Source organism: Micromonospora sagamiensis (assembly GCF_014680085.1).
Lineage (GTDB): Bacteria > Actinomycetota > Actinomycetes > Mycobacteriales > Micromonosporaceae > Micromonospora > Micromonospora inyonensis.
Map to the genome: position 1 here is coordinate 4914531 of NZ_AP023438.1, position 21968 is coordinate 4936498.

16 protein-coding genes, 1 pseudogene and 1 riboswitch are annotated in these 21968 nt (G+C 72.8%); of the genes and pseudogenes, 9 read left to right on the forward strand and 8 right to left on the reverse strand.

All coding sequences use genetic code 11. From position 1 onward, the window contains the following. Positions 1–114 precede the first annotated feature (114 nt). The gene (locus tag IGA62_RS21740; RefSeq protein ID WP_232624731.1) at positions 115–1329 is read right to left on the reverse strand and encodes a globin domain-containing protein; all 1215 of its coding nucleotides are present in this window, start codon (positions 1327–1329) and stop codon (positions 115–117) included. A gap of 164 nt (positions 1330–1493) precedes the next feature. Between IGA62_RS21740 and IGA62_RS21745 the strand changes: the two genes are divergently transcribed. After that, entirely contained in the window at positions 1494–1925 is a 432-nt protein-coding gene (locus IGA62_RS21745) for an RrF2 family transcriptional regulator (RefSeq protein WP_145819085.1), read from the forward strand. 119 nt (positions 1926–2044) lie between these two features. On the opposite strand, the gene IGA62_RS21750 is transcribed toward IGA62_RS21745, so the two are convergent. Further along, positions 2045–3301 carry an SGNH/GDSL hydrolase family protein gene (locus IGA62_RS21750; RefSeq protein ID WP_145819084.1) on the reverse strand — a complete coding sequence of 419 codons (1257 nt, stop codon included), beginning with the start codon at positions 3299–3301 and terminating at the stop codon, positions 2045–2047. Between the two features lie 214 nt (positions 3302–3515). Here IGA62_RS21750 and IGA62_RS21755 point away from each other — a divergent pair. Together IGA62_RS21755 and IGA62_RS21760 are read left to right on the forward strand one after the other, a co-directional pair. After that, a pseudogene (locus tag IGA62_RS21755) lies at positions 3516–5672 on the forward strand (DNA gyrase/topoisomerase IV subunit B). 30 nt (positions 5673–5702) lie between these two features. Next, on the forward strand, positions 5703–8192 hold the full coding sequence (locus IGA62_RS21760; RefSeq protein WP_145819082.1) for a DNA gyrase/topoisomerase IV subunit A: 2490 nt from the start codon (positions 5703–5705) through the stop codon (positions 8190–8192). A gap of 57 nt (positions 8193–8249) precedes the next feature. Here the strand turns inward: IGA62_RS21760 and IGA62_RS21765 are convergent, their stop codons facing one another. After that, positions 8250–9581 (reverse strand): uracil-xanthine permease family protein, encoded by a 1332-nt coding sequence (locus IGA62_RS21765; RefSeq protein WP_145819081.1) that lies wholly within the window; start codon positions 9579–9581, stop codon positions 8250–8252. A gap of 142 nt (positions 9582–9723) precedes the next feature. Then, on the reverse strand, positions 9724–10332 hold the full coding sequence (locus IGA62_RS21770) for an alpha-ketoglutarate-dependent dioxygenase AlkB (RefSeq protein ID WP_377465325.1): 609 nt from the start codon (positions 10330–10332) through the stop codon (positions 9724–9726). Positions 10333–10533: 201 nt separating this feature from the next. On the opposite strand from IGA62_RS21770, the gene IGA62_RS21775 reads away from it, so the two are divergent. The 4 genes from IGA62_RS21775 (at position 10534) to IGA62_RS21790 (ending at position 14695) form a co-directional block, all read left to right on the forward strand. Beyond that, positions 10534–11790: an acyltransferase family protein gene (locus tag IGA62_RS21775; protein ID WP_145819079.1), complete on the forward strand. Its 1257-nt coding sequence runs from the start codon at positions 10534–10536 to the stop codon at positions 11788–11790. A 10-nt stretch (positions 11791–11800) separates the two neighbouring features. Beyond that, the gene (locus IGA62_RS21780; RefSeq protein WP_145819078.1) at positions 11801–12193 is read left to right on the forward strand and encodes a hypothetical protein; all 393 of its coding nucleotides are present in this window, start codon (positions 11801–11803) and stop codon (positions 12191–12193) included. Between the two features lie 160 nt (positions 12194–12353). Continuing rightward, entirely contained in the window at positions 12354–13127 is a 774-nt protein-coding gene (locus tag IGA62_RS21785; RefSeq protein ID WP_190289194.1) for a hypothetical protein, read from the forward strand. Between the two features lie 363 nt (positions 13128–13490). Continuing rightward, positions 13491–13629: riboswitch (cyclic di-AMP (ydaO/yuaA leader) on the forward strand. A 196-nt stretch (positions 13630–13825) separates the two neighbouring features. Then, entirely contained in the window at positions 13826–14695 is an 870-nt protein-coding gene (locus IGA62_RS21790) for a C39 family peptidase (RefSeq protein ID WP_377465309.1), read from the forward strand. 100 nt (positions 14696–14795) lie between these two features. Here IGA62_RS21790 and IGA62_RS21795 read toward each other — a convergent pair whose 3' ends face one another. From IGA62_RS21795 to IGA62_RS21810, 4 genes are all read right to left on the reverse strand, one after another. Next, positions 14796–16499, reverse strand: coding sequence for a CDP-glycerol glycerophosphotransferase family protein (locus IGA62_RS21795; protein WP_145819076.1), 1704 nt, complete (start codon positions 16497–16499; stop codon positions 14796–14798). A 45-nt stretch (positions 16500–16544) separates the two neighbouring features. Continuing rightward, positions 16545–18041: a bifunctional cytidylyltransferase/SDR family oxidoreductase gene (locus tag IGA62_RS21800; protein WP_145819075.1), complete on the reverse strand. Its 1497-nt coding sequence runs from the start codon at positions 18039–18041 to the stop codon at positions 16545–16547. A gap of 127 nt (positions 18042–18168) precedes the next feature. Beyond that, entirely contained in the window at positions 18169–18978 is an 810-nt protein-coding gene (locus IGA62_RS21805) for an ABC transporter ATP-binding protein (protein ID WP_145819074.1), read from the reverse strand. Beyond that, positions 18971–19867 carry an ABC transporter permease gene (locus tag IGA62_RS21810; protein ID WP_091462995.1) on the reverse strand — a complete coding sequence of 299 codons (897 nt, stop codon included), beginning with the start codon at positions 19865–19867 and terminating at the stop codon, positions 18971–18973. Before IGA62_RS21810 ends, IGA62_RS21805 begins: the two co-directional genes overlap by 8 nt. Positions 19868–20077: 210 nt before the next feature. On the opposite strand from IGA62_RS21810, the gene IGA62_RS21815 reads away from it, so the two are divergent. Both IGA62_RS21815 and IGA62_RS21820 read left to right on the forward strand, forming a co-directional pair. Next, positions 20078–20689 carry a TetR/AcrR family transcriptional regulator gene (locus IGA62_RS21815; protein ID WP_186500307.1) on the forward strand — a complete coding sequence of 204 codons (612 nt, stop codon included), beginning with the start codon at positions 20078–20080 and terminating at the stop codon, positions 20687–20689. Between the two features lie 112 nt (positions 20690–20801). Further along, positions 20802–21911 (forward strand): DegT/DnrJ/EryC1/StrS family aminotransferase, encoded by a 1110-nt coding sequence (locus tag IGA62_RS21820; protein WP_145819072.1) that lies wholly within the window; start codon positions 20802–20804, stop codon positions 21909–21911. Positions 21912–21968: the final 57 nt, after the last annotated feature.

Here is a 21968-nt window from a genome sequence, read left to right on the forward strand (position 1 = left end):
CGGGGCGCGTCCGTGACGTTCCGGTGGGGGCGGACGCCCGACCCGCATGGCAGGTCCCTACCCTGAGCCGTCCGACCTAACCAACCGATCAGGTCACGTCCGGCTCGGTGGGGGTCAGGCGTCGTCGCGGAGCATGCCGGGGCCGAACACCTCGTACGCGATCCGCCCGGCCGGTACGCCCCGGCGCAACAGCCCGCCGCGGACCTGGTTCATGAACGGCAGCGGTCCACAGAGGTGGACGTGCGCGTCGGGGGTGAGCGGGATCAGCTCCGGGTCCACCCGACCGGCGCTGACCTCGGCGGCCAGCCCGTCGATGAGGTCGCCGTCCTCCTCGTACCACAGGTGCAGGCGCAGCCCCGGCAGGGCGGCGGCGAGCCGGGGGAGCTGGTTGCGCAGGGCGTGCGTGCCACCGGCCCGGTCGGCGTGCACCAGGGTCACCGGCCGGTGCGGGGCGGTGGCGGCCAGGTGCTCCAGGGCGGCCATCGCCGGGGTCACCCCGATGCCGGCGCTGACCAGCAGCAGCGGACCCTCCCCGGGGGCGGAGGCGACCTCGCCGAAGGGCGGGCTGAGTCGCAGCGTGTCCCCGACGGCCACCTGCTCGTGCAGGAAGGTGGAGACCATCCCGTCCGGGGCGCCGTCGATGCCGCGTACCCGCTTGACGGTGATCTGCCAGTGGTCCGCGCCGGGACGGCCGGAGAGACTGTACTGCCGGATCTGCTGGCCGCGTCCCTCGCCGAGGTCGACGGCGACCGAGACGTACCGGCCCGGGACGAAGTCGGGCACGGGCCCGCCGTCGGCCGGGACCAGGGTGAAGGAGACGACGTCGGCGGTCTCCCGGGTCCGCCGCTCGACCCGCCAGGGCCGCCACACCGGCTCGCCCTCGCCGATCCCGGCGGTGTGGTAGAGCCGCGCCTCGCGGGCGACCAGCTCGCAGGCGAGCAGCCAGTACGTCTCGTCCCAGGCCGCCGCGACCTCGGGGGTGACCGCGTCACCGAGCACCTCGCCGACGGCGGCCATCAGGTGCCGGCCGACGATGGTGTACTGCGCCGGGGTGATCCCGAGCGAGGCGTGCTTGTGCGCGATCCGGTCCATCACCGGTCCCCACGGCAGGTTGCTCACCCCGACCAGGTGCTCGGCGTACGCGACCACGGCGGCGGCGAGCGCCGCGCGCTGGGCCCCGGTCGCCTGGTTGCCCCGGTTGAAGATGTCGAGCAGCTCCGGGTGGGCCTCGAACATCCGCTGGTAGAACCGGCCGGTGATCTGCTCCCCGTGCGCCTGTACGGCCGGCAGGGTCGCCTTGACCACCGCTGCTGATGACTCCGTGAGCACGACTCACTCCTTCTGGTCACTGATCGATCGATCGCGTCCAGCTAAACAGGTAGATCAAATACCTCTTCAGGGTCGAAAGTCCCGGATCCACGGTTGTCCGGATCACACCCCGGCGGGACCTCCGGCCGTGCCGGCCCACCTGCCGCGCTGGCTAGGGTCGTGAGGTGAAGCTCAACCGCTCCACCGACATGGCGCTGCGGATCGCCATGCTGACCGCCGCGTCACCGGACCGGACGACCGTGGACGAACTCGCCGCGCGGCTCGCCCTGCCCCGCAACCACGTGGCGAAGGTCGTCCAACGCCTCCAGCGGCTCGGCGTGCTGGTCACCATCCGGGGGCGCTCCGGCGGCGTGGTCTTCGCCGAGGAGGCGACCGGGCTGACCGTCGGCGCGCTGGTCCGCGCGTTCGAGGGCGACGACGAGGTGGTGGACTGCGACCGTCCGGCCTGTCCGCTGCTGCCCGGGTGCCGCCTGCGCGGCGCGCTGCGCCGGGCGCAGGACGCCTTCCTCGACGTGCTCGACCAGGTCCGCCTCGGTGACCTGGTCGCGGGCTCGGCTGGCCCGGTGCTGCTCACCCTCGGCGGCCGGTCGGGCTGACCGCCGCCCGGACGCGCCGGACCCCGACCGCCGCACCTCGGAGACGGGACCGGCAGGAACACGACGGGACCCCGCCGGAGATGGGCGGGGTCCCGGTGGTCCGTCGACGACGGCGACGATCAGGAGACGCTGATGCTGCCGTCCGGTGCCCGTACGCAGGCCACGCTGCGGGCGGCGGCGGTGGCCGCCGCGGTCAGGCACTGCCCGAGCACCTGGTGCCCGGCGGCGTTCGGGTGCCACGACTCCTGGCAGGTCTGGAAGTAGGTGACGCAGGTGTTGGCGATGTCCTGGATGTCCAGCTTGTCGTAACCGGAGAGGCTGGTCACGAAGACCCCGGACGGCCCGTCCTGGAGCCGGATCGGGGTGGCCAGGGTGCCGGTGGGGCTGGTCGGTGACTCGCAGAGCCGGGCACCGTCGAAGGCGCGCTGCACGTTCAGGTAGACCAGGTCCGCCCCGGGGAACTCGGCGGCGAGAGCGTCCCGGGTCGACCGCACCAGGGTGCCGAGGCTGGCGGAGAAGCGGTGTCCCGGGGCGAGGCTGGCCCGGTGGATCGGGCAGCCGGCCGCGTACCGCTCGGCACCGAGGTCCCGGAACTTGTCCCGGGTGTCGTCCCGGCTGTCCTGCTCGTGGAAGGTCGGGTACAGGTCGAACGGCAGCGGGTTGGTGTAGTCCTGGAACACCACCCGGTGCTGGCCGTCGGCGTCGACCTGGGCGAGGGTGGCGAGGATCTGCCGGACCGCCGAGGTGGTCTCCCCGGTGGCCGCGGTGAGCTGCGCCGGGGTGGCCAGGTCGGCGTCGCTGCACGGCTCCTGCGGGACCGGGCCGCCGAGGTACGCCCAGAACTCCCACCAGCCGGTCCAGGCGTCGGCGATGAACCGGTTGGCGCACTTCTCCGCCACCGAGCCGAAGGTGAACGAGCTGTTGTTGGAGCCGAGCCCGACCAGGACGAGGTCGATGTCGTGGGTCCGGGCGACCGTGCGGAGCTGGTCGAGCTGGGAGGCCACCTGCCGGCCCTTGGCCCGCGCCGCCGAGGCGGCGCCGATGTCGTACGGCTGCCCGCCGGAGCAGGCCAGGTTGAACCGGTCCTGGATGCCCGGGAGGCTGGCCCGGTGCAGGGACGCGTTCGACGAGCGGTGGCAGAAGTACGCGTTGTTGTTCGGCGCGGACCAGCCCGGGAAGCCCTGGGCCACCCCGTTGACGTCGACCACCGGGGCGTACGCGCCGGCACCTTCGCCGCTGATGAAACTGTCGCCGAGTGCCACCGCGGCGGTGGGGAGCGCGGCGGTCGCCGGGGTGGGGGACGCGACCGCGGCGGTGAAGCCGGCCGAGGCCACGACCAGCGCCGCCGCGAGCGCGGTACGACGGAACAGGGACATCGAACCTCCATCCAATGATGGAAATGTGAGAAAGTCTTCGAGATCGCGATCACATCACGCCCCTCTCGCGGGCGTCAACGGTTCGGCACCGTTTCGATCGATGGAATTCGTGCCCCGCGGAGCCGGACGGACCCGGGCCGACCCCGCGCGGTACGCCCCTCGCCCTGCTCACGATCGGTCCGCCCGGACGGGCGCGGCGCGGGGCGGCGACGTTATGTCGGCGCATCCGGCTAGGCTCGCTGCGGCGTGCCGTCCACCGGCGATCTTCGCCGGAGGTGGCCCCGCACCGCCGAGACCTGGGAGTACGACCAAGTTGACCGCAGAGCTTGAGCCTCTCTACGGGGCCGATGACCTCACCCACCTGGAGGGGCTGGACGCCGTCCGCAAGCGCCCCGGCATGTACATCGGCTCCACCGACAGCCGTGGCGTGGGTCACCTCGTCAACGAGATCCTCGACAACTCCACCGACGAGGGGGTCGCCGGCCACGCCACCCGGATCGAGGTCGTGCTGCACGCCGACGGCTCGGTGCAGGTCGACGACGACGGGCGGGGCATCCCCACCGACGTGCACGCCAAGTCCGGCATCTCCGGCGTCGAACTGGTGCTGACCCGGCTGCATGCCGGCGGCAAGTTCGGCGGCTCCGGCTACAAGACCTCCGGCGGCCTGCACGGCGTCGGCGCCTCGGCGGTCAACGCGCTCTCCCGTCGATTCGACGTGACGGTGCGCCGGGGCGGCAAGGTCCACGCCATGTCGTTCCGGCACGGGGTGCCCGGCATCTTCGACGGCCCCGGCCCGGACGACCCCTTCACCCCCGGCCCCGGCCTCCAGGTGGTCGGCGCGATGAAGCGTGGCCAGCGGACGGGCACCTCGATCCGGTACTGGCACGACGCGCGCTACTTCGAGACCGGCGCGCAACTGGACGTCGACGCGGTCCGGATGAAACTGCGCAACACCGCCTTCCTGGTGCCCGGCGTCAACTACCTGCTGCGCGACGAGACCGGCGAGGAGCCGACCCGGGAGGAGTTCCACTACCCGAACGGGCTCGCGGACATGGTGGAGTTCCTCGCCCCGGCCGGCGACCGGGCCGTCTCCGGCACCCTGCTGGTCACCGGCGAGGGCACCTACCGGGAGAACGCCGCCGACGCCAACGGCGTCATGCAGTCCAACGTGCAGCGCCGCGCCGAGGTCGAGGTGGCGTTGCGCTGGGGCACCGGCTACGAGCGCACCGTCGAGTGCTTCACCAACACCATCCGCAACGCGCACGGCGGCACCCACCGCAAGGGCTTCGAGCGGGCGCTGACCCGGACCCTCGCCGACGCCGTCCGCAACACCCGGGGCCTGCTCCGGGCCAAGGAGGACCCGCCCACCCTGGACGACGTCCTGGAGGGGATGACCGCCGTGGTGCACGTGCGCATCCCCGAGCCGCAGTTCACCTCGCAGACCAAGGACGAACTCTCCACCGCCGGCATCACCAAGGTCATGCAGTCCCTGGTGGAGCAGCACCTCAAGGCGTGGCTGGAGGACCGCCGGACCAAGGCCGAGGCGCGCACCGTCCTCCAGAAGATCGTCGACGCGGCCCGGGTGCGGCTGACCCAGAAGCAGCAGAAGGATGCCGCCCGGCGCAAGACCGCCCTGGAGGGCGCGGCCATGCCGGCGAAACTGGTCGACTGCCGCTCCGCAGGCATCGACAGAAGTGAATTATTTATCGTCGAAGGGGACAGCGCCCTCGGGACCGGCCGGCTTGCCCGGTCCGCCGAGTACCAGGCGCTCCTGCCGATCCGGGGCAAGATCCTCAACGTGCAGAAGGCGAACCTCCAGCAGGTGCTGGACAACGCCGAGTGCGCGGCGATCGTGCAGGTGCTCGGGGCCGGCTCGGGGCGGACGTTCGACCTCTCCGCCATGCGGTACGGCCGCGTCCTGATCATGGCCGACGCCGACGTGGACGGCGCGCACATCCGTACCCTGCTGATCACCCTCTTCGCCCGCTACATGCGTCCGCTGATCGAGGCCGGTCGGCTCTACGCCGCGATGCCACCCCTCCACAAGATCACCACGAGGGGGCGCAACCCGCAGACCGTCTACACCTACACCCAGGCCGAGATGGAGGCGACGGTCCGCAAGCTGGAGAAGGCCGGCAAACAGATCGTCACCCCGATCCCCCGGTTCAAGGGCCTGGGGGAGATGGACGCCGACGAACTCTGGGAGACCACCATGAACCCGGCCACCCGGTCGGTCCGGCGGATCACTCTGGAGGACGTCGACGCCGCCGAGCGGATCCTGGACCTGCTCATGGGGGAGAAGGTCGAACCGCGCCGCAACTGGCTGATCGAGTCCGCCGACCGCGTCGACCGCGAGGCGATCGACGCATGACCACCCCCCGTCCCGGGAGAGAGCGTAACCATGGCACGCCGTAAGGAAACCCGCGACAAGGTCGACCTGTCCGCCTTCGACCGGGCCGGTGCGCGGGTGTTCGACAACCCGCTGGTCACCGAGGTCTCCGACTCCTACCTGGAGTACGCGTTCTCGGTCATCCACTCCCGGGCCCTGCCCGACGCGCGGGACGGCCTGAAGCCGGTGCACCGCCGGATCCTCTACTCCATGCACGAGTCCGGGTTCCGCCCGGACCGGGCGCACGTCAAGTCCGCCCGGGTGGTCGGTGACGTGATGGGGCGCTACCACCCGCACGGCGACACCGCGATCTACGACGCGATGGTCCGGCTCGCCCAGGACTTCTCGCTCAACGTGCCACTCATCGACGGGCATGGGAATTTTGGTAGCCCGGACGACGGTCCCGCCGCGGCGCGTTACACCGAGGCCCGGATGTCCCGCGAGGCGATGCTGCTCGTCGGCGAGCTGGGCGAGGAGACCGTCGACGTCGAGCCGAACTACGACGGCTCGCTGACCCAACCCACCGTGCTGCCGGCCGCCTTCCCGAACCTGCTGGTCAACGGCGCGTCCGGGATCGCGGTCGGGATGGCCACCAACATGATCCCGCACAACCTCGGCGAGGTGGTCGCGGCGGCCCGTTGGCTGATCCGGCACCCGGACGCCACCCTCGACAAGCTGATGGAGTTCGTCCCCGGCCCGGACCTGCCCACCGGCGGTCTGCTGCTCGGTCTGGACGAGGTCCGTCGCGCGTACGAGACCGGGCGGGGCGTGGTGCGGATGCGCGGCAAGGTGGAGATCGGCCCGGTGGAGGGCAGCCGGGGCCGGCAGGCGATCACCGTGGTCGAGCTGCCGTACGGCGTCGGCGCGGAGAAGGTGATCGCCGCGATCACCAACGAGGTGACGAAGACCAAGCGGCTGACCGGCATCGCCGACGTCAAGGACCTCACCGACCGGGAGAGCGGCACCCGGCTGGTCGTCGAGTGCAAGGTCGGGGTCAATCCGCAGGCGCTCCTGGCCGACCTCTACCGGCTCACCCCGCTGGAGCAGTCCTTCGGCGTGAACAACCTGGTCCTGGTCGACGGGCAGCCCCGGACCCTGGGGCTCAAGGCCCTGCTGGAGGTCTTCCTCGCCCACCGGTACGAGGTGGTGACCCGGCGCACCACGTACCGGCGGCGTCGGCGTCAGGAGCGGCTGCACCTGGTCGACGGCCTGCTCGTCGCCCTGCTCGACATCGACCGGGTGGTCCGGCTGATCCGGGAGAGCGAGGACGCCCAGGCCGCCAAGGACGGCCTGATGAGCCGGTTCGGTCTGTCCGACATCCAGGCCACCTACATCCTCGACACCCCGCTGCGCCGGTTGACGAAGTACGACCGGCTGGAGTTGGAGGCCGAGCAGGAGAAGCTGCGCGGCGAGATCGCCGAGCTGTCCCGGATCCTCGACGACGAGAAGGTGCTCCAGAAGCTGGTCTCCGACGAGCTGGGCGCGGTGGTGAAGCAGTTCGGGACCCCGCGCCGGACCACCCTGGTCGACGGCGACCTGAAGGAGGTCCTGGCGGCGTCCGTGCCGGCCGGGCCGCTGGAGGTCGCCGACGACCCGTGCCAGGTGATCCTCTCCGCCACCGGGTTGATCGCCCGGACCGCGGCCGAGTCGGAGGAGGCCGCCGAGGGGCGTGGACGCCGTGGCCGGGTGAAACACGACGCGGTACGCGCGCTGGTGCACTCCACCGCCCGGGGCCGGGTGCTCGTGGTGACCAGTGCCGGGCGGGCGTTCAAGGTCGACGTGCTGCCGCTGCCCGTCCTGCCCCAGCAGGCCGGCACGGTCTCGCTCAGCGGTGGGATGTCCGTGGCCGAGCTGGTGCCGCTCGCGGCGGGGGAGTCCGTGGTCGCCCTGGCCCCGCTCGGCCCGACCGCCGAGGGCTCGCCCGGTCTGGCCCTGGGCACCCGGCAGGGGGTGGTCAAGGTGTGCGCGCCGGAGTGGCCGGTGCGCTCGGACGAGTTCGAGGTGATCTCCCTACGCGAGGGGGACGAGGTGGTCGGGGCGACCTGGCTGACCGACGGGGCGGAGACGCTGGCCTTCGTCACCTCCGAGGCGTCGCTGCTGCGCTTCCCGGCCGGACTGGTCCGGCCGCAGGGTGTCCGGGGCGGCGGGATGGCCGGCATCAACCTGCCGGCCGGGGCGCGGGTGGTCTTCTTCGGGGCGGTGCGCACCGACGACCCGGTGCACGGGGAGCCGATGGTGGTCACCTCGACCGGGGCCACGGTCAAGGTGACGCCGTTCGCGGCGTACCCGGCCAAGGGGCGGGCGACCGCCGGGGTGCGTGCCCAGCGCTTTCTCAAGGGCGAGACGGACCTGGTCGTGGCGTGGGTCGGCCCCCGGCCGGTGGGTTCCACCGCCACCGGCGAACCGGTCGAGCTGCCGGCGGAGGACCCGCGGCGGGACGGGTCCGGCTTCGCGGTCATGCTCGGCCCCACCCTCCTGGGCCACCACCAGACCCGCGAGTGACCGTTCACCCGGGGTACGGCCGGCCTCCGGCCGTACCCCGGGTGCCCGGGGCGGGGGTCAGGTCGGGACGCGGGGCGAACGCAGGCGGGCAACGACGCGCATGCAGTGGTACGTGACCAGGGCGGCGGTGGTGCCCAGGGCGATGCCGTTGAAGGCGAGGTCGCCAGCGGTGAGGGTGTAGTCGGCGGCTCCGATGATCAGGGCGACCGCGGCGGTGAACAGGTTCACCGGGTCGTGGAAGTCGACCCGGTTCTCGATCCAGATCCGCGCGCCGAGGACGGCGATCAGCCCGTACAGGACGGTGGTCGCGCCGCCGAGCACCCCCGCCGGCACGGTCAGGATCAACGCGCCGAACTTCGGGCTGAGCCCGAGCAGCACGGCGGCCGCCCCGGCGACCCAGTACGCGGCGGTGGAGTAGACCCGGGTCGCCGCCATCACGCCGATGTTCTCCGCGTACGTGGTGGTCCCGGAGCCGCCGGCCGAGCCGGCGAGCACGGTGGCGATCCCGTCGCCGAGGAACGCCCGACCCATGTCCCGGTCCAGGTTGCGGCCGGTCATCGCGGCGACCGCCTTCACGTGCCCGGCGTTCTCCGCGATCAGCACCAGGACCACCGGGATCACCAGCACCGCCGCGCGGAGGCTGAAGCTGGGCGCGTGGAACTCGGGCAGCCCCACCCAGGCGGCCTCGCGCAGCCGGGTCAAGGTGGCCGTGTCGAGCCCGCCCGTCGCGGCGGCGAACAGCCAGCCGACCACCACACCGACCAGGATGGACAGCCGGCCCGGGAAGCCCCGGAAGGCCACCGTGGTGAGCAGGATCGCGGCCAGGGTGACCACCGCGACCAGTGGCTGCGCCTTGACGCCGGTGCCGCTGCCGTTGCCGTCCCAGGCGACCGGGGCGAGGTTGAGCCCGATCAGCGCGACGATCGCGCCGGTCACCGCCGGGGGCATCAGCGCGTCGATCCACCGGGTGCCGGCCACCTGGACGACCAGACCGACCAGGGCCAGCGCCGCGCCCGCGACCACGATGCCGCCGAGCGCCGGGCCGATGTCACCGCCGGCCTTCGCCGCCATGACCGGGGCGATGAAGGCGAACGACGAGCCGAGGTACGACGGCAGCCGGTTGCCGGTGACCAGCAGGAACAGCAGGGTGCCGAGCCCGGAGAAGAGCAGCGTGGTGGCCGGCGGGAAACCGGTGATCAGCGGCACCGTGAAGGTGGCCCCGAACATCGCCACCACGTGCTGCACGCCGACGCCGACGGTTCGCGGCCAGGAGAGGCGTTCGTCCGGGGCGACCACGTCACCGGGGCGTACCGCCCGGCCGTCGCCGTGCAGGCGCCAGGGGCCCCGGCGCGGCGGCGTGGTGGGCGTCCCGGTCTGGGGTGGGGTCATGGCGCAACTGCCCTTCACGTCGGTGGGACCTGGTGGGGCGGCGGCGACCCTGGACGTTTGTAGCAGAGTGCCGGCGGCGGCCGGCCCGCTGGACCGGCCGTCGGTGGCGGCGGACGCGGGGCGGACGGTCGGCGCGGGAGGCTCAGGCGACGCCGGCGGGGCGGAACTGCACGCTGACCCGGGGCCCGACCGGACGACTGGTCTTCGGGACGGCGTGTTCCCAGGTGCGCTGGCAGGAGCCGCCCATGACGACCAGGTCGCCGTGGCCGAGCGGGAAGCGCGGACCGGTCCCGCCGCCGCGCGGGCGCAGCAGCAGCGGTCGGGGGGTGCCGAACGAGACGATCGCGACCATGGTGTCGGCGTGCGCGCCCCGGCCGATGGTGTCGCCGTGCCAGGCGACGCTGTCCCGGCCGGACCGGTAGAGGCACATGCCCGCGGTGACGAACTCCTCGCCCAGTTCGGCGGCGTAGTACTGGTTGAGGGCGGTGCGGGCCGCGGTCAGCACGGGGTGGGGGAGCGGGCGGCCGGCGGCGTACCAGCAGAGGAGGCGGGGCACGTCGACCTCGTTGTCGTACATCCGGCGGCGCTCGGCCCGCCACGGCACCTCCCGCAGCAGCGTGGCGAGGACCGGATCGGAGCCGCGTACCCAGCCGGGGAGGTGGTCGACCCAGGCGCCCCGGCCCAACTCGTGCCGGCGTACCCGCCCGACCAGCGGTTCCAGGGCGGGGCCCTGGTCGGTGAGGTCCAGCATCGAGGGCTGGTACGCGATGTCGGCCACCCGGCCGATCCTACCCGCCTCTCGTACACGCGTACGAGAGGCGGTCGGTCGGGGTAGGGTGCCCGGCGGGGCGGCGCCGACCGGTTCCGCCCGGTGTGACCAATCCGGCGTACGCCGGCCGACCGACGGGAGAACCCGCATGCCGATCCGCGAGCCGTACCCGCGGGCGGTGTCATGACCAGCCTCACCCCGACGGCGGGGGCCGACCGGTCCCTGTCCCGCCTGCCCTCCCTGACCGGACTGCGGTGGATCGCGGCGATGCTGGTCTTCGGCTTCCACGTCGGGACGATGCGGATCATCGTCGAGCCGGAGTTCAAGGCCGTGGTGGACCAACTGTTCACCCTGGGCCTGTCCGGGGTGCAGTTCTTCTTCGTCCTCAGCGGGTTCGTGCTGGTCTGGTCCGCCCGTCCGCAGGACACGAAGTGGGCGTTCTGGCGGCGCCGGATGGCCAAGATCTACCCGAACCACGTGCTGATGTGGGCGGTGGTGCTGCTGGTCGGGCTCTGGTTCGCCGACCCGGTCCACCCCTCGGCGGCGGTGCAGAACCTGCTGCTCGTGCAGGCCTGGAACCCCACCCCGGGCTACTTCTACAGCGTCAACACGGTGAGCTGGTCGCTCTCCTGCGAGCTGTTCTTCTACTTCTGTCTGCCCTTCGTCCTGCCGGCGCTGCGCCGGGCGTCGTCGTGGGTGCTCTGGGCCGTCGTGGTCGCGGTACCGCTGGTGATCCTCGCCCTCTGGCCGGGCCAGCTCCTGGTGCCCGAGGAGAGCCGCTGGTGGTTCACCCAGATCTTCCCGCTGGTGCGGTCCACCGAGTTCTGGATGGGCGTCGCCGCGGCCGAGCTGATGCGGCGCGGCCACTGGCGCGGTCCCGCCCTGCCGCTGGCCAGCCTGGTCTTCGTGGTCACCTGGGCGGTGGCCGGTGAGTGGATCCGCGCGGAACTCTGGGCGGCGCTGCTGTCGGCCGCGTACATCCTGGTGATCACCGCGGCGGCCCGGGCCGACGTGCGGGGCCTGCCCTCGCCGTGGCGATCCCGGCCGCTGGTCTGGCTCGGCGAGGTGTCCTTCGCCTTCTACCTGGTGCACGTCTTCGTGATGGTCACCATCCTCCGGCTCACCGGTGACTACGGCGTGGGCTTCACCGGCTGGACGGGGCCGCTGGTGGCGGTCGGCTTCCTGCTGCTGAACCTGCTGCTGGCCTGGCTGCTGTACCGGTGGGTGGAGACCCCGATGATGCGCCTGCTCGCCCCCAGCCGGAAGCGTCCCGCCCCGGCCGCAGATCCGTCCGCGACCGGGGACCGGGCGGCCGTGACGCCCCGGCAGCGGGCCGCCGACGGCGGCGGCCGGGGCGGACACGCCGTGGTCCCGGCCGGTGACCAGGCCGCGGGTTCCGGCACGGCCGGCATCGATGCGGGTACCCGACGTTCGGGGTAACCTGCTCTGCGTGTCTCCCGTCGTGCTCGACTGCCATCGATGGCGGTCGGTGCGCCGGGCGTTCCGGGTGTTCACCAGCCTCGCCGTGGCGGTCGCCCTCGCGCTGAGCGGCGGCGCCCTCGCCGGCGGCCTCTCCGCTGGCGGTGTGCCAGCCCTCGCCGGGGGAAGCCTCTCCGTGGGACGGCTGCCCGTCCTGGTCGGGTCGTACCCCGCCCACCGGGTCACGGCTGACGGGGTCGAGCCGGTGGCCCGCGACGAGGCGGGCACGCCCTCCGGCACCGGCCCGGCCGGCGGCGTACCGGTCGTGGTGGTCGCGTCCAGTGCGGTCGGCCAGCCCCCGGTCCGGCCGCTGGTCGGCACCGACGCCGGTGCGGCCGGCTCCCGGGCACCACCGCCTCGCTGACCTGTCCGCCCCGGGTGTCCCGTCCCCGGGGTCCGAGCTGATCCGACGAACCTCACCCCGCACCGCCGACGGTCCACCGGTGGCTGCGACGATGGTCGCGCCCCGCGCCCGAGGCGTCCGTGCGGCCCCCACCCGCTCCGTGTTCCGTGAGGTGCCGACGATGGACATCGTTCTCTACGAGTTCCTGGTGGACGTGCCCCGGGCGGCCGCCATCTGGTCCGCCCTGCTCGTGCTCGCCCTGACCGTGCTCACCGTCCTGGTGGCACGCCCCGAGCGGGAACGGGAGGGGGTGCCGCCCCCACCCGCCCCGGACCCGGCCGCTGGCGACCCCGCCGTCGGCGACCCGGCCGACCTGCGCCGGTACGCCGAGGAGGTGGCCGTCGCCGCGGCCGGGGCCGCGCAGACCGCCCGCCGCCGTCGGACGGAGTGGCTGACCGCGCAGGAGCGGGTCGACCAGGCCTGGCGGGCGTACGACGAGGCGGAGACCGCTGCCCGTCGCTTCGCCGGGGCCACCGCCCTGCCCGCCCCCCGGACGCCCCGCACCCCGGCCGAGTACGTCGCCCGCGAGCGGTTCCTGCACCGGTCCGCGATGGCCGCGTACTGGCGGGGGGACCTGTCGGTGCGGGAGCTCAGCGACGTGTTCGCCCGCCGCAACGGGTGGGACCCCCGTCTGCACCCGGTCGTGCAGGAGGCGGTCCTGCACCGGGTGCTGCGCGACCTACGGCGGGTGGAGTACCGGACGGCGGCCGAGCGGGAGCGGGCGGCCTGGCAGCGGGCCGAGGTGGCCGCCAGGGCGGCGCGGTCCCTGGCGGAGGAGGCGTCCCTCGCCGCGGAGCGCCTCCGGGCGAGCACCTCGACGGTCGTCGCCGCGTCCCGACGTGTGCCCGGCGCGGTCCGTCCCGCTGCCCGGTGGCGGCCGGCGCGGGTGGGCTGACCCTGACCTGACCGGTCCCGTTCCCGGGCCGCTGCGGGGTCCCTGTGGCACTGCGGGGTCACCGCAGCCGGCGGCGTGACCGGATCGTGACGTGACCCGGGCCACGCCCTGCCGTGCGGCACGTTCGACCCCGGTCGTCCCGTTCCGCGCCCGGTGCGGCGGCCCGGTTGTGCCGACCCGTGGCGGTAACCGCCTCGACGATGACTGGTAAACGGCTCGTCCCATTGAGCGACGTCAGCCCGGCAACGCACCGAAATTCCGGGTGTGAGGGGCCGTTCAGCCTGCTCACGAGGGTTGGCAGCGGATCGAGGTATCAGTAGTGTCGGCCCGTCTGGTGCGGTCGTAGGTCGCAAAGGGCGACACCGCGCCGGCCCGCTTAATCGTGCTCGACGAGCCGGGGACCCACGTACGTCCGGGGTGAATCCGCGGGGCCGACCCGCGGTAGGGCGATCTTCCCGCCCGAATCCGTCAGCTAACCCGGTAGGCGGTATCGGAAGGAGTAGTCCGTGCTGTACACCCCCGTTTCCCGGTTCCTCCACGGTGCCCAGGTGCCGCCGGCCGGCCGTCCGCGTCGCCGGCACTGACTCCGGCGTCCGCCCTCAGACGCCGTCCGAGCGGGCACCCTCCGCGACCCGTCGATCCCGCGTGCGGTACGTCCGCGCGCCGATGAGGTGCGCCGCTCTCCACCCCTGCCTTCCGTGGAGGAATCCGTGAAGTACCCGGTCCCGCGACCGTTCACCCTGTTCCGAACCCGCCGGTCCTACCAGGTGACCGCCTCGGCGGCGGTGCTGGTGGCGGCGTCCACCGCCGGCGTCCTGCTCGTCGACCCCGACACTCCGGTGCGCCGGGACGACACCGTCGCCACGGCGGCCGAGCCGGACCGGTCGACCGCCGCCTCCCGGCACCGCGACCGCGCCACCGCGTCCCCGGCCACCCCGTCCGCCGTCGCCACCACCCCACCGGCCACCGCGGCGACGCCGGCCACCCGGTCCGCCTCGCCCGCCGCCACCCGCTCGGCGGACCCGGACCTGACAACCAGCCCCACCCCGCCGAAGCCGCCCGCGTCGAAGGTGCTCGACATCCAGTACCAGGAGCAGACCACCTTCTACTACTGCGGTCCGGCCGCCACCCGGATCGCGCTCACCGCCCGGGACGTCGTCCGCAGCCAGGACGACCTCGCCCGGCGGCTGAACACCACCGAGGCCGGCACCAACTCCGCCGAGGACACCACCCGGGTCCTCAACGACCTCGTCGGCCGGGACGTCTACCGGACCCGGACGATCCCCGGTGGCGCGGCCACCCCGGCCCAGATGGACCGGCTCCAGGCCGACGTGGTGCGGGCCGTCGGCAACGGGTACGCCGTCGTGGTGAACATCGCCGGTTCCGCCACCGACGTGGCGGGCGGATGGCACTCCTACCCCGGCGGGCACTACCTGACCGTGGTCGGTTACCGGGACAACGGTCGTACCGTCAAGATCGCGGACCCGGCGAACGCCGCCGCCGGTTCGTACTGGATGACCACCATCAGCCTGGCGCACTGGGCCGCCACCCGCGGCTACTCCGCCTGACCCGCGCGGGGGTGCAACCGCTGCGGTGGTAGGAGGGGACCCCTGCTCCTCAAAATGCGGTAACAGGGGACCCCTCCTACCACCCGCGGGGGCGCCGGGTTCAGCCGGTGACGGACTCCGTCCCGACCGGCCGGTGCGTGTCGCCGGTGCGGGAGGCTGGCACGGCGGCTGGCGCGAGGTGCGCCCGGGCGGCCGACAGGAACCCCTCGGCGTACGACTCGACCGGGAAGTCGCCGAGGTAGTGGGTGCGCATCGCCCAGCGGGCCTCGGCCAGCGGGTCGGTGCCGAGCAGCCGCTCCAGGACGTCGTCGACGTCGGCCAGGTCCCGGCGCAGCACGTAGCCGGAGCGGGCCAGCGGGAAGCGCTCGGTGAACGCGTCGCCGTCGGCGCCCATGTCGGTCACCGCGTACGGCTTGCCCGAGTAGAGGTAGTCGGAGATCACCCCGGAGACGTCGGAGATCAGCGCGTCGGAGCGGTTCACGCAGTCGACCAGACTCATCGCCCGACTGGCCTCGGTGCCCCAGACGTGCTGCCGGCCGGTGCGGGAGCGGTCCGCCGCGAGCACCTCCTCCACCCGGGCGAGCTGCCGGGCCGACTCCGGGTTCTGCGCGGTGTACGGGTGGGCCCGCAGGATCACCGTCGCGCCCCGGGCCAGCAGCCGCCCGACCAGCGCCTCGGCCACCGGCAGCGAGCAGTAGTTGGCGTCCGCGTGGTGCCCGGTCCAGGTGGGCGTGTAGAGCACGGTCGGCTGGGCCGGCATCGGCAGCGGCGGCCGGCGTACCCCGATCGCCTCCACCTGGGGACGGCCGACGACGACGAACTTCTCCGCCGGGATCTGCACCCCGGCGCGGGCGTACCGGTCGATCGCCGCCTGCCCGGCCACGAAGTTCCGGTCGAAGATCGCCGAGACCGGGTTGGCGCTCGGGGCCTTGTCGCTGTCGCCGTGGTGGATCTGGATGTGGGTGAGCTGGGTGAAGCGGATGCAGTGCGCGTTCTTCGCGCCGTGGTTGACGTAGAACGCCACCCGCAGGGTGGGCACCAGCGCCTCGTCGATCGCCTTCAGCGTCGGGCAGTACACCACCGGCGCGCGGGTCGCCGCCGCGATCGGAGCCAGGAACTCCGGCTCGCGCAGCAGCACCAGGAACGGCCGGCCGATCCGCTCCAGGTACGGCAGCCACATGGTGACCTGGTACTCCGAGCCGGGCGGGGCGGAGAAGTAGAGCAGGAACTCCGGCTGGTGCCGGGCCAGCGCGCGGGCCACCGGGCTGGCCGCCGTCGACGGGCGGAACCGCCGCCGGGCCAGACGCAGCCCGACCACCCCGGCGAGGCCGCCGACGAGCAGGCTGACCAGCAGGGCGTACCAGGTGGGCAGGGCGAGCAGCGCGCCGAACGCGACCGCGCCGAGCAGCACCGGGATCGCCGTGCCGACGTGGGCGGTGGTCAGCCCGTGCCGTACCGGCAGGTTGGCGGTGCGGATCTCCAGACCACCGGCCTCCCGCAGCGGGCCGTCGAGCAGCACCAGCGCCAGCACCACCAGCGCGGTGGCCACCAGGGCGGGGTCGAAGCCGGCGTCGAGGCGGCGGGCGTACCCGATCAGGATGCCGGCGGCGACCAGGACCGCCTCGGCCGCCACGTCCGCGCCCGGACGGACCCGGCGCTCCCACAACCCGGCGGCGAGCGCGGCGACCGCGAGCAGCAGTCCGGGCAGGGTCGCCCCGGTGAGCGCGACCAGGAGGAAGGCCAGGACCGCCAGGCCCACGGTGAGACACCGGGCGAGCAGTTTCCGGACCAGGGTGCCACGCATCTCGCTGACTCTCCTGCCTGTGGCGTGGGAAGTGGGGACGCGGGTTCAGCGACCCGACGGCGCGGCGGCGGGAGCCGGCCCGGCCTGGGCCGGCACCACCGGTTCGTCGGCCGAGCGGCGGACGTCGATCACCTGGCCGGTGAGGTCGGACAGGAGCACGTCCAGCGAGGCCCGGGCCACCGTCGCCGCGGCGAGCAGGGTGCCTTCCGGCTCCGCGCCGAACGCGCGGGTGCGCATCGGGGTGGCGGTGCGCTCCGGGTTGACGCAGTTGACCCGGACGCCGAACTCGGCCCACTCGTCGGCGAGGGCCTGGGTGAGGTTGACCAGCGCCGCCTTGGTCGCCGAGTAGAGCGCGTACCGGGCCCGGCCCCGGGTGTACGAGCTGGAGGTGTAGAGCAGCAACTGTCCCCGGGTCTGGCGCAGGTACGGCAGCGCGTGCCGGGCGACGGTCACCGGCCCGACGAAGTTGACCTGGAGGAGCCGGTCGATGGTCGCCTCGTCCATCTCGGCCAGGGCGCCCTTCTCCAGGATCCCGGCGGTCACCACGACGTGGTCGATCCGGCCGGTGGCCTCGAACGCGGTGCGCAGCGCGGCCTGCACGTCGGCGTCCCGTTCGACGTGGGTGCCGGTGGCGGAGCGGCTGACCGGGAAGACCTGCGCGCCGTAGCGGCGGGCCAGCTCGGCCAGCTCGTGGCCGATGCCGTAGCTGCCGCCGAAGATCACCATCGTGCGGCCGGTCAGCTCCTCGGTGTACCGCTGCTCGTCCACCGGACGGGGGGCCCGCGCGGCGGCGAGCTGGAAGAGCTTGTCCACCAGGTGCACGTCGACCGGGTGGGTGACCTTGATGTTCTCGTCCGCGCCGTCGATCACCTTGATCGGCACCTCGGGGAGGTAGCGCAGCACCACGCCACAGTCGTCGGTGGCCGCGAAGTGCGGGTCGTCGGCGGCCCGCCGGTACGCCTCGCGGATGGTGCCGGAGCGGAACGCCTGCGGGGTCTGCCCGCGCCGCAGCCGGGCGCGCACCGGGATGCCGGTGATGCAGTCGTCGTCGCCGACCTCGACGATGGTGTCCGCCGAGGGGATCGCCACGTCCACCGCCTGGTACGTCCAGAGCGCGTTCACGCACTCCCGAACGATCCGCCCGCTGAGCAGGGGGCGGACCGCGTCGTGGAAGAGGATGTTGCAGTCGTCCGGGCCGATCGCGTCCAGCGCGAGGCGGGTGGTGTCGCTGCGCGTCCCGCCGCCGGGGAGGACCTGGCGGACCTTGCGGAAGCCGGCCGCCTCGACGATGCCCCGGGCGTCGTCGACGTAGCCGGGGGCCATCAGCACGAGGATGTCGTCGATCTCGGGGGCCGCCTCGAAGACCGCGATGGTGTGTTCGATGATCGGCTTACCGGCGATCTTGACCAGCTGCTTCGGGATGCCCAGCCCGACCCGGGAACCCGTTCCGCCGGCCAGCACCACCGCCACCGTCCGCGAGGGCCGCCACGGTGCCGGGGCCTCCGTACCGGTGCCGGCTCCGTTGGGGTGGTCCTGCGTCATCGCCGATCCTCACTGATCCACGCCGTCGTCCGTGCCCGAGTCCTCCGGCGGGCACGCGGTACGACCTTAGCGCCGCCGCCGAACGCACCTGCCCCCCGGTGTTCACCGGGGGGCAGGCCGCCGCACGCTACTTCTTCATGTACTCGTTGTATGCCGCGATGACCTGGTCGGTCGGGCCGTCCATCCGGATCAGGCCGGACTCCAGCCAGATCGACCGCTCGCAGGTGTCGCGGATGGTGCCGATGGCGTGGCTGACCAGGAAGACCGTGCCCGCCTCGGCGCGCAGCTCCCGGACCCGCTGCTCGCTGCGTCGGCGGAACCGGGCGTCACCGGTGGCCAGCGCCTCGTCGATGAGCAGCACGTCGTGCTTCTTGGCCGCGGCGATGGAGAACCGCAGCCGGGCCGCCATGCCGGAGGAGTAGGTCCGCATCGGCAGGGAACCGAAGTCGCCGCGCTCGTTGATCCCGGAGAACTCGATGATCTGCGGGGTCAATCGACGGACCTGGGCCGGGGTCATGCCCATGGCCAGGCAGCCGAGCGCCACGTTCTTCTCACCGGAGAGGTCGTTGAGCAGGGCGGCGTTGACGCCGAGCAGCGACGGCTGCCCCTGGGTGTAGATCGCGCCCTTGTTCGTCGGCATCAGGCCGGCGATGGCCCGCAGCAGCGTCGACTTGCCGGAGCCGTTGCTGCCGATCAGCCCGATCGCCTCACCCCGGTAGGCGGTGAAGCTGACCCCCTTGACCGCGTGCACCTCGCGGACGTTCGGCGCGTTGGTGCGGGTGACGATCCGCTTGAGCGCGGCCACCGGCGAGCCGCTGCCGGGGGTGCCGGCGCCGTAGACCCGGTAGATGAGGTGCACGTCGTCCGCGATGACGGTGGGGACGCGCTGGTCGGCGACGGTGGTGACGCCGGGGGAGACCTGGTTGAACTCAGCCACGACCGTACTCCTTCTCGCCGCGCCAGAAGTAGACGTATCCGCCGACGAAGGCGACCAGCGCCCACGCGGTGCCGACCAGCCAGAGCTGGGCCGCCGAGGAGGTCAGCGGGACGTCCTCCATCAGGGCGTGCCGGACCAGCTCGATGTAGATCAGCAGCGGGTTCAGCTCGACCAGCAGCTGCGCCCAGCCGGGCAGGTGCTTGGCGAAGTTCTGCACGCTGTAGAGCACGCCGGAGGCGTACATCCAGGTCCGCATCACGAACGGCATGAGCTGCTTGAGGTCGGTCATCTTCGAGCCGAGCCGGGCCATCCCCAGCGCCGTGCCGACGTTGAACACCGACTGGAGCAGCAGCGCCGGCAGCACCAGCAGCCACTCCAGGGTCAACGGCTCCCCGGTGACCAGCACGATCGCGACGAGCACGAGCATGGCCGTGAGCAGGTTCTGGAACTGGGTCAGCGTCACCGCGATCGGCAGGCTGGCCCGGGGGAAGTGCAGCGCCCGGATCAGGCCGAGGTTGCCGCTGATCGACTGGGTGCCGTTGAGCACCACCGACTGGGTGAAGTTGAAGACGAACAGACCCACGCAGAGGTAGGCGATGAAGTTGTCGACCCCGGCCCTGGTGTTGAGGATCACCCCGAAGATGAGGAAGTAGATCGCCGCGTTGGTCAGCGGGGTCAGAACCTGCCAGACCCGCCCGAGCCGGGCGGTGGCGAAGGTGGCGATCAGCTTCGCGTTCGCGTACGCCGCGATGAAGTGCCGGTAGGACCACAACTGCCGGGTGTACCCGGCCAGGGTGGGCCGTTCGCCGGCGACCGTCAGACCGTACCGGGCGGCCAGTTGCGCCCGGGTCAGTCCTGAGTCGGCGTCAGCCACCGCCGTGTTGGCCATGGGTAGGCGCTCCGATCTTCCAGGGTTTACGGGATGCGCGCGAGGCGAGCCTCCGGCACGTCGCCGGCCCGAACCGTCCGCGGCGGGCACGTCGAGCCTCATCGCTGCGTGGACCGTAGTGGAAAACACGTCGGGACGCAACCGTACCGTCCCTGCGCTACATTGTTCCACGTGACGACCGAGAAGAGGCGGGTTCCGGCGGGAGCGGCGGTGCTCCGTGGCGAGATCACCACGGCCATCCGCCGGGCCGTCATGCAGGAGCTGGCCGCTGTCGGCTACGGTCGGCTGTCCATCGAGGCGGTCGCCCGGCGGGCGGGGGTGGGCAAGACCGCGATCTACCGGCGCTGGAGTTCCAAGTTGGAACTGGTGCTGGAGGTCGTCTCCGCCGTGGCCGGCAAGCGCCTGCCGCTACCGGACACCGGCACCCTCCAGGGCGACCTGGAGATGCTCTACATGATCATGGCAGGGGCGCTGCGGCACCCGCTCGCCTCCCAGATCATCCCCGACCTGCTCGCCGAGGCGGCGCGCAACCCGCAGATCGCCCAGACCCTCGAGGAGGCGCTGCGGCTCAACCAGCGCACCGTCGGCAGCCTGGTGATCGGGCGGGCCGTGGAGCGCGGCGAGCTGCCCACTGGCGCGGATCCGGACTCCGTGGTCGACTTCATCGTCGGTCCGCTCTACTGGCGGCTGGCCATCGCCCGGCTCCCGCTGGACCCGGCCGACCTGCCCCGGATGGCCGCGACGGTCGCCGCAGCGCTCCGAGTAGCATGCCAACCATCAATCCGGGACGAGCCGGACGTCCAGCTGAGCGCACAACCGTGACGATCCCCAGCTCGTCCGCTTCATCAGCCCATTCCGCACCACCGGGTTCCGGAGACACCGGAACCGGCTAGCATCGCGGCCGGACGAGCTCCACACGACAGGAGGAATGCCCATGGATGGGCAGAACGCCGAATTCATCCCGCCGGCGCGGCCGGTGATCGGCGAAGCCGAGATCGACGCCGCCGTCCGGGTGCTGCGCAGCGGCCGGGTGGTGCAGGGCCCCGAGGTCGCCGCCTTCGAGGAGGAATTCGCCGAGCTCGTCGCCGGCCGGCACTGCGTGGCCGTCAACTCCGGCACCTCCGCGCTCCAGCTCACGCTGATGGCGCTCGGTTTCGGGCCGGGTGACGAGATCATCGTCCCCTCTTTCTCCTTCGCCGCCAGCGCCAACTCGATCCGGCTGGTCGGCGCGGAGCCGGTCTTCGTCGACATCGAACCGGGCTCGTTCTGCCTGGACCCGGCCGCCGTGGAGGCCGCCGTCGGGCCCCGGACCAAGGCGATCATGCCGGTGCACCTCTACGGCCACCCGGCCGCGATGGACAAGATCATGACCATCGCCGAGCGGCACGGTCTGGCCGTCGTGGAGGACGCCGCGCAGGCGCACGGCGCGGCCCTGAACGGCACCCCGGTGGGCGCGTTCGGCACCGCCGGCTGCTTCAGCTTCTACCCGACCAAGAACATGCACTCCCTCGAGGGCGGCATGATCACCACCGCCGACCCGGCGCTCGCCCGTACCCTGCGGCTCCTGCGCAACCAGGGCATGGAGCAGCGGTACGCCAACGAGATCGTCGGCGCGAACATGCGGATGACGGACGTCGCCGCGGCGATCGGCCGGGTGCAGCTCACCCAGCTCGGCGAGTGGACCGAGCAGCGCCGGTCGAACGCCAAGTTCCTCGACTCCCGGATCACCGGCATGGTCACCCCGCCGGTGGCCGACGCCGCCCGGCACGTCTACCACCAGTACACCGTCCGGGTACGCGGTGACCGGGACGCCGCCCAGCAGCGCCTCACCGAGCTGGGCATCGGCAACGCGGTCTACTACCCGACCCCGATCCACCGGCTCAAGCCGTACCTCAACGCCGACGGCCAGCCGGGCCCGTGGGACCTGCCGGAGACCGAGCGGGCCGCCGCCGAGGTGATCTCCCTGCCGATCCACCCGTCGCTGGCCCAGGCCGACCTGGAGCGGATCGCCGACGCCGCGAACGTCGCCGGGGGTGCGGCATGAGCGAGCGAATCGTCATGATCAGCGCGGTGACGGCTCAGGCCGGCGCGGAGCGAAGCG

Coding starts and splice junctions, on each gene's coding strand:
- IGA62_RS21750 (WP_145819084.1), bottom strand. CDS start 3,301: ATGTCCCTGTTCCGTCGTACCGCGCTCGCGGCGGCGCTGGTCGTGGCC.
- IGA62_RS21760 (WP_145819082.1), top strand. CDS start 5,703: ATGGCACGCCGTAAGGAAACCCGCGACAAGGTCGACCTGTCCGCCTTC.
- IGA62_RS21765 (WP_145819081.1), bottom strand. CDS start 9,581: ATGACCCCACCCCAGACCGGGACGCCCACCACGCCGCCGCGCCGGGGC.
- IGA62_RS21770 (WP_377465325.1), bottom strand. CDS start 10,332: ATGCTGGACCTCACCGACCAGGGCCCCGCCCTGGAACCGCTGGTCGGG.
- IGA62_RS21775 (WP_145819079.1), top strand. CDS start 10,534: ATGACCAGCCTCACCCCGACGGCGGGGGCCGACCGGTCCCTGTCCCGC.
- IGA62_RS21785 (WP_190289194.1), top strand. CDS start 12,354: ATGGACATCGTTCTCTACGAGTTCCTGGTGGACGTGCCCCGGGCGGCC.
- IGA62_RS21795 (WP_145819076.1), bottom strand. CDS start 16,499: ATGCGTGGCACCCTGGTCCGGAAACTGCTCGCCCGGTGTCTCACCGTG.
- IGA62_RS21800 (WP_145819075.1), bottom strand. CDS start 18,041: ATGACGCAGGACCACCCCAACGGAGCCGGCACCGGTACGGAGGCCCCG.
- IGA62_RS21810 (WP_091462995.1), bottom strand. CDS start 19,867: ATGGCCAACACGGCGGTGGCTGACGCCGACTCAGGACTGACCCGGGCG.
- IGA62_RS21820 (WP_145819072.1), top strand. CDS start 20,802: ATGGATGGGCAGAACGCCGAATTCATCCCGCCGGCGCGGCCGGTGATC.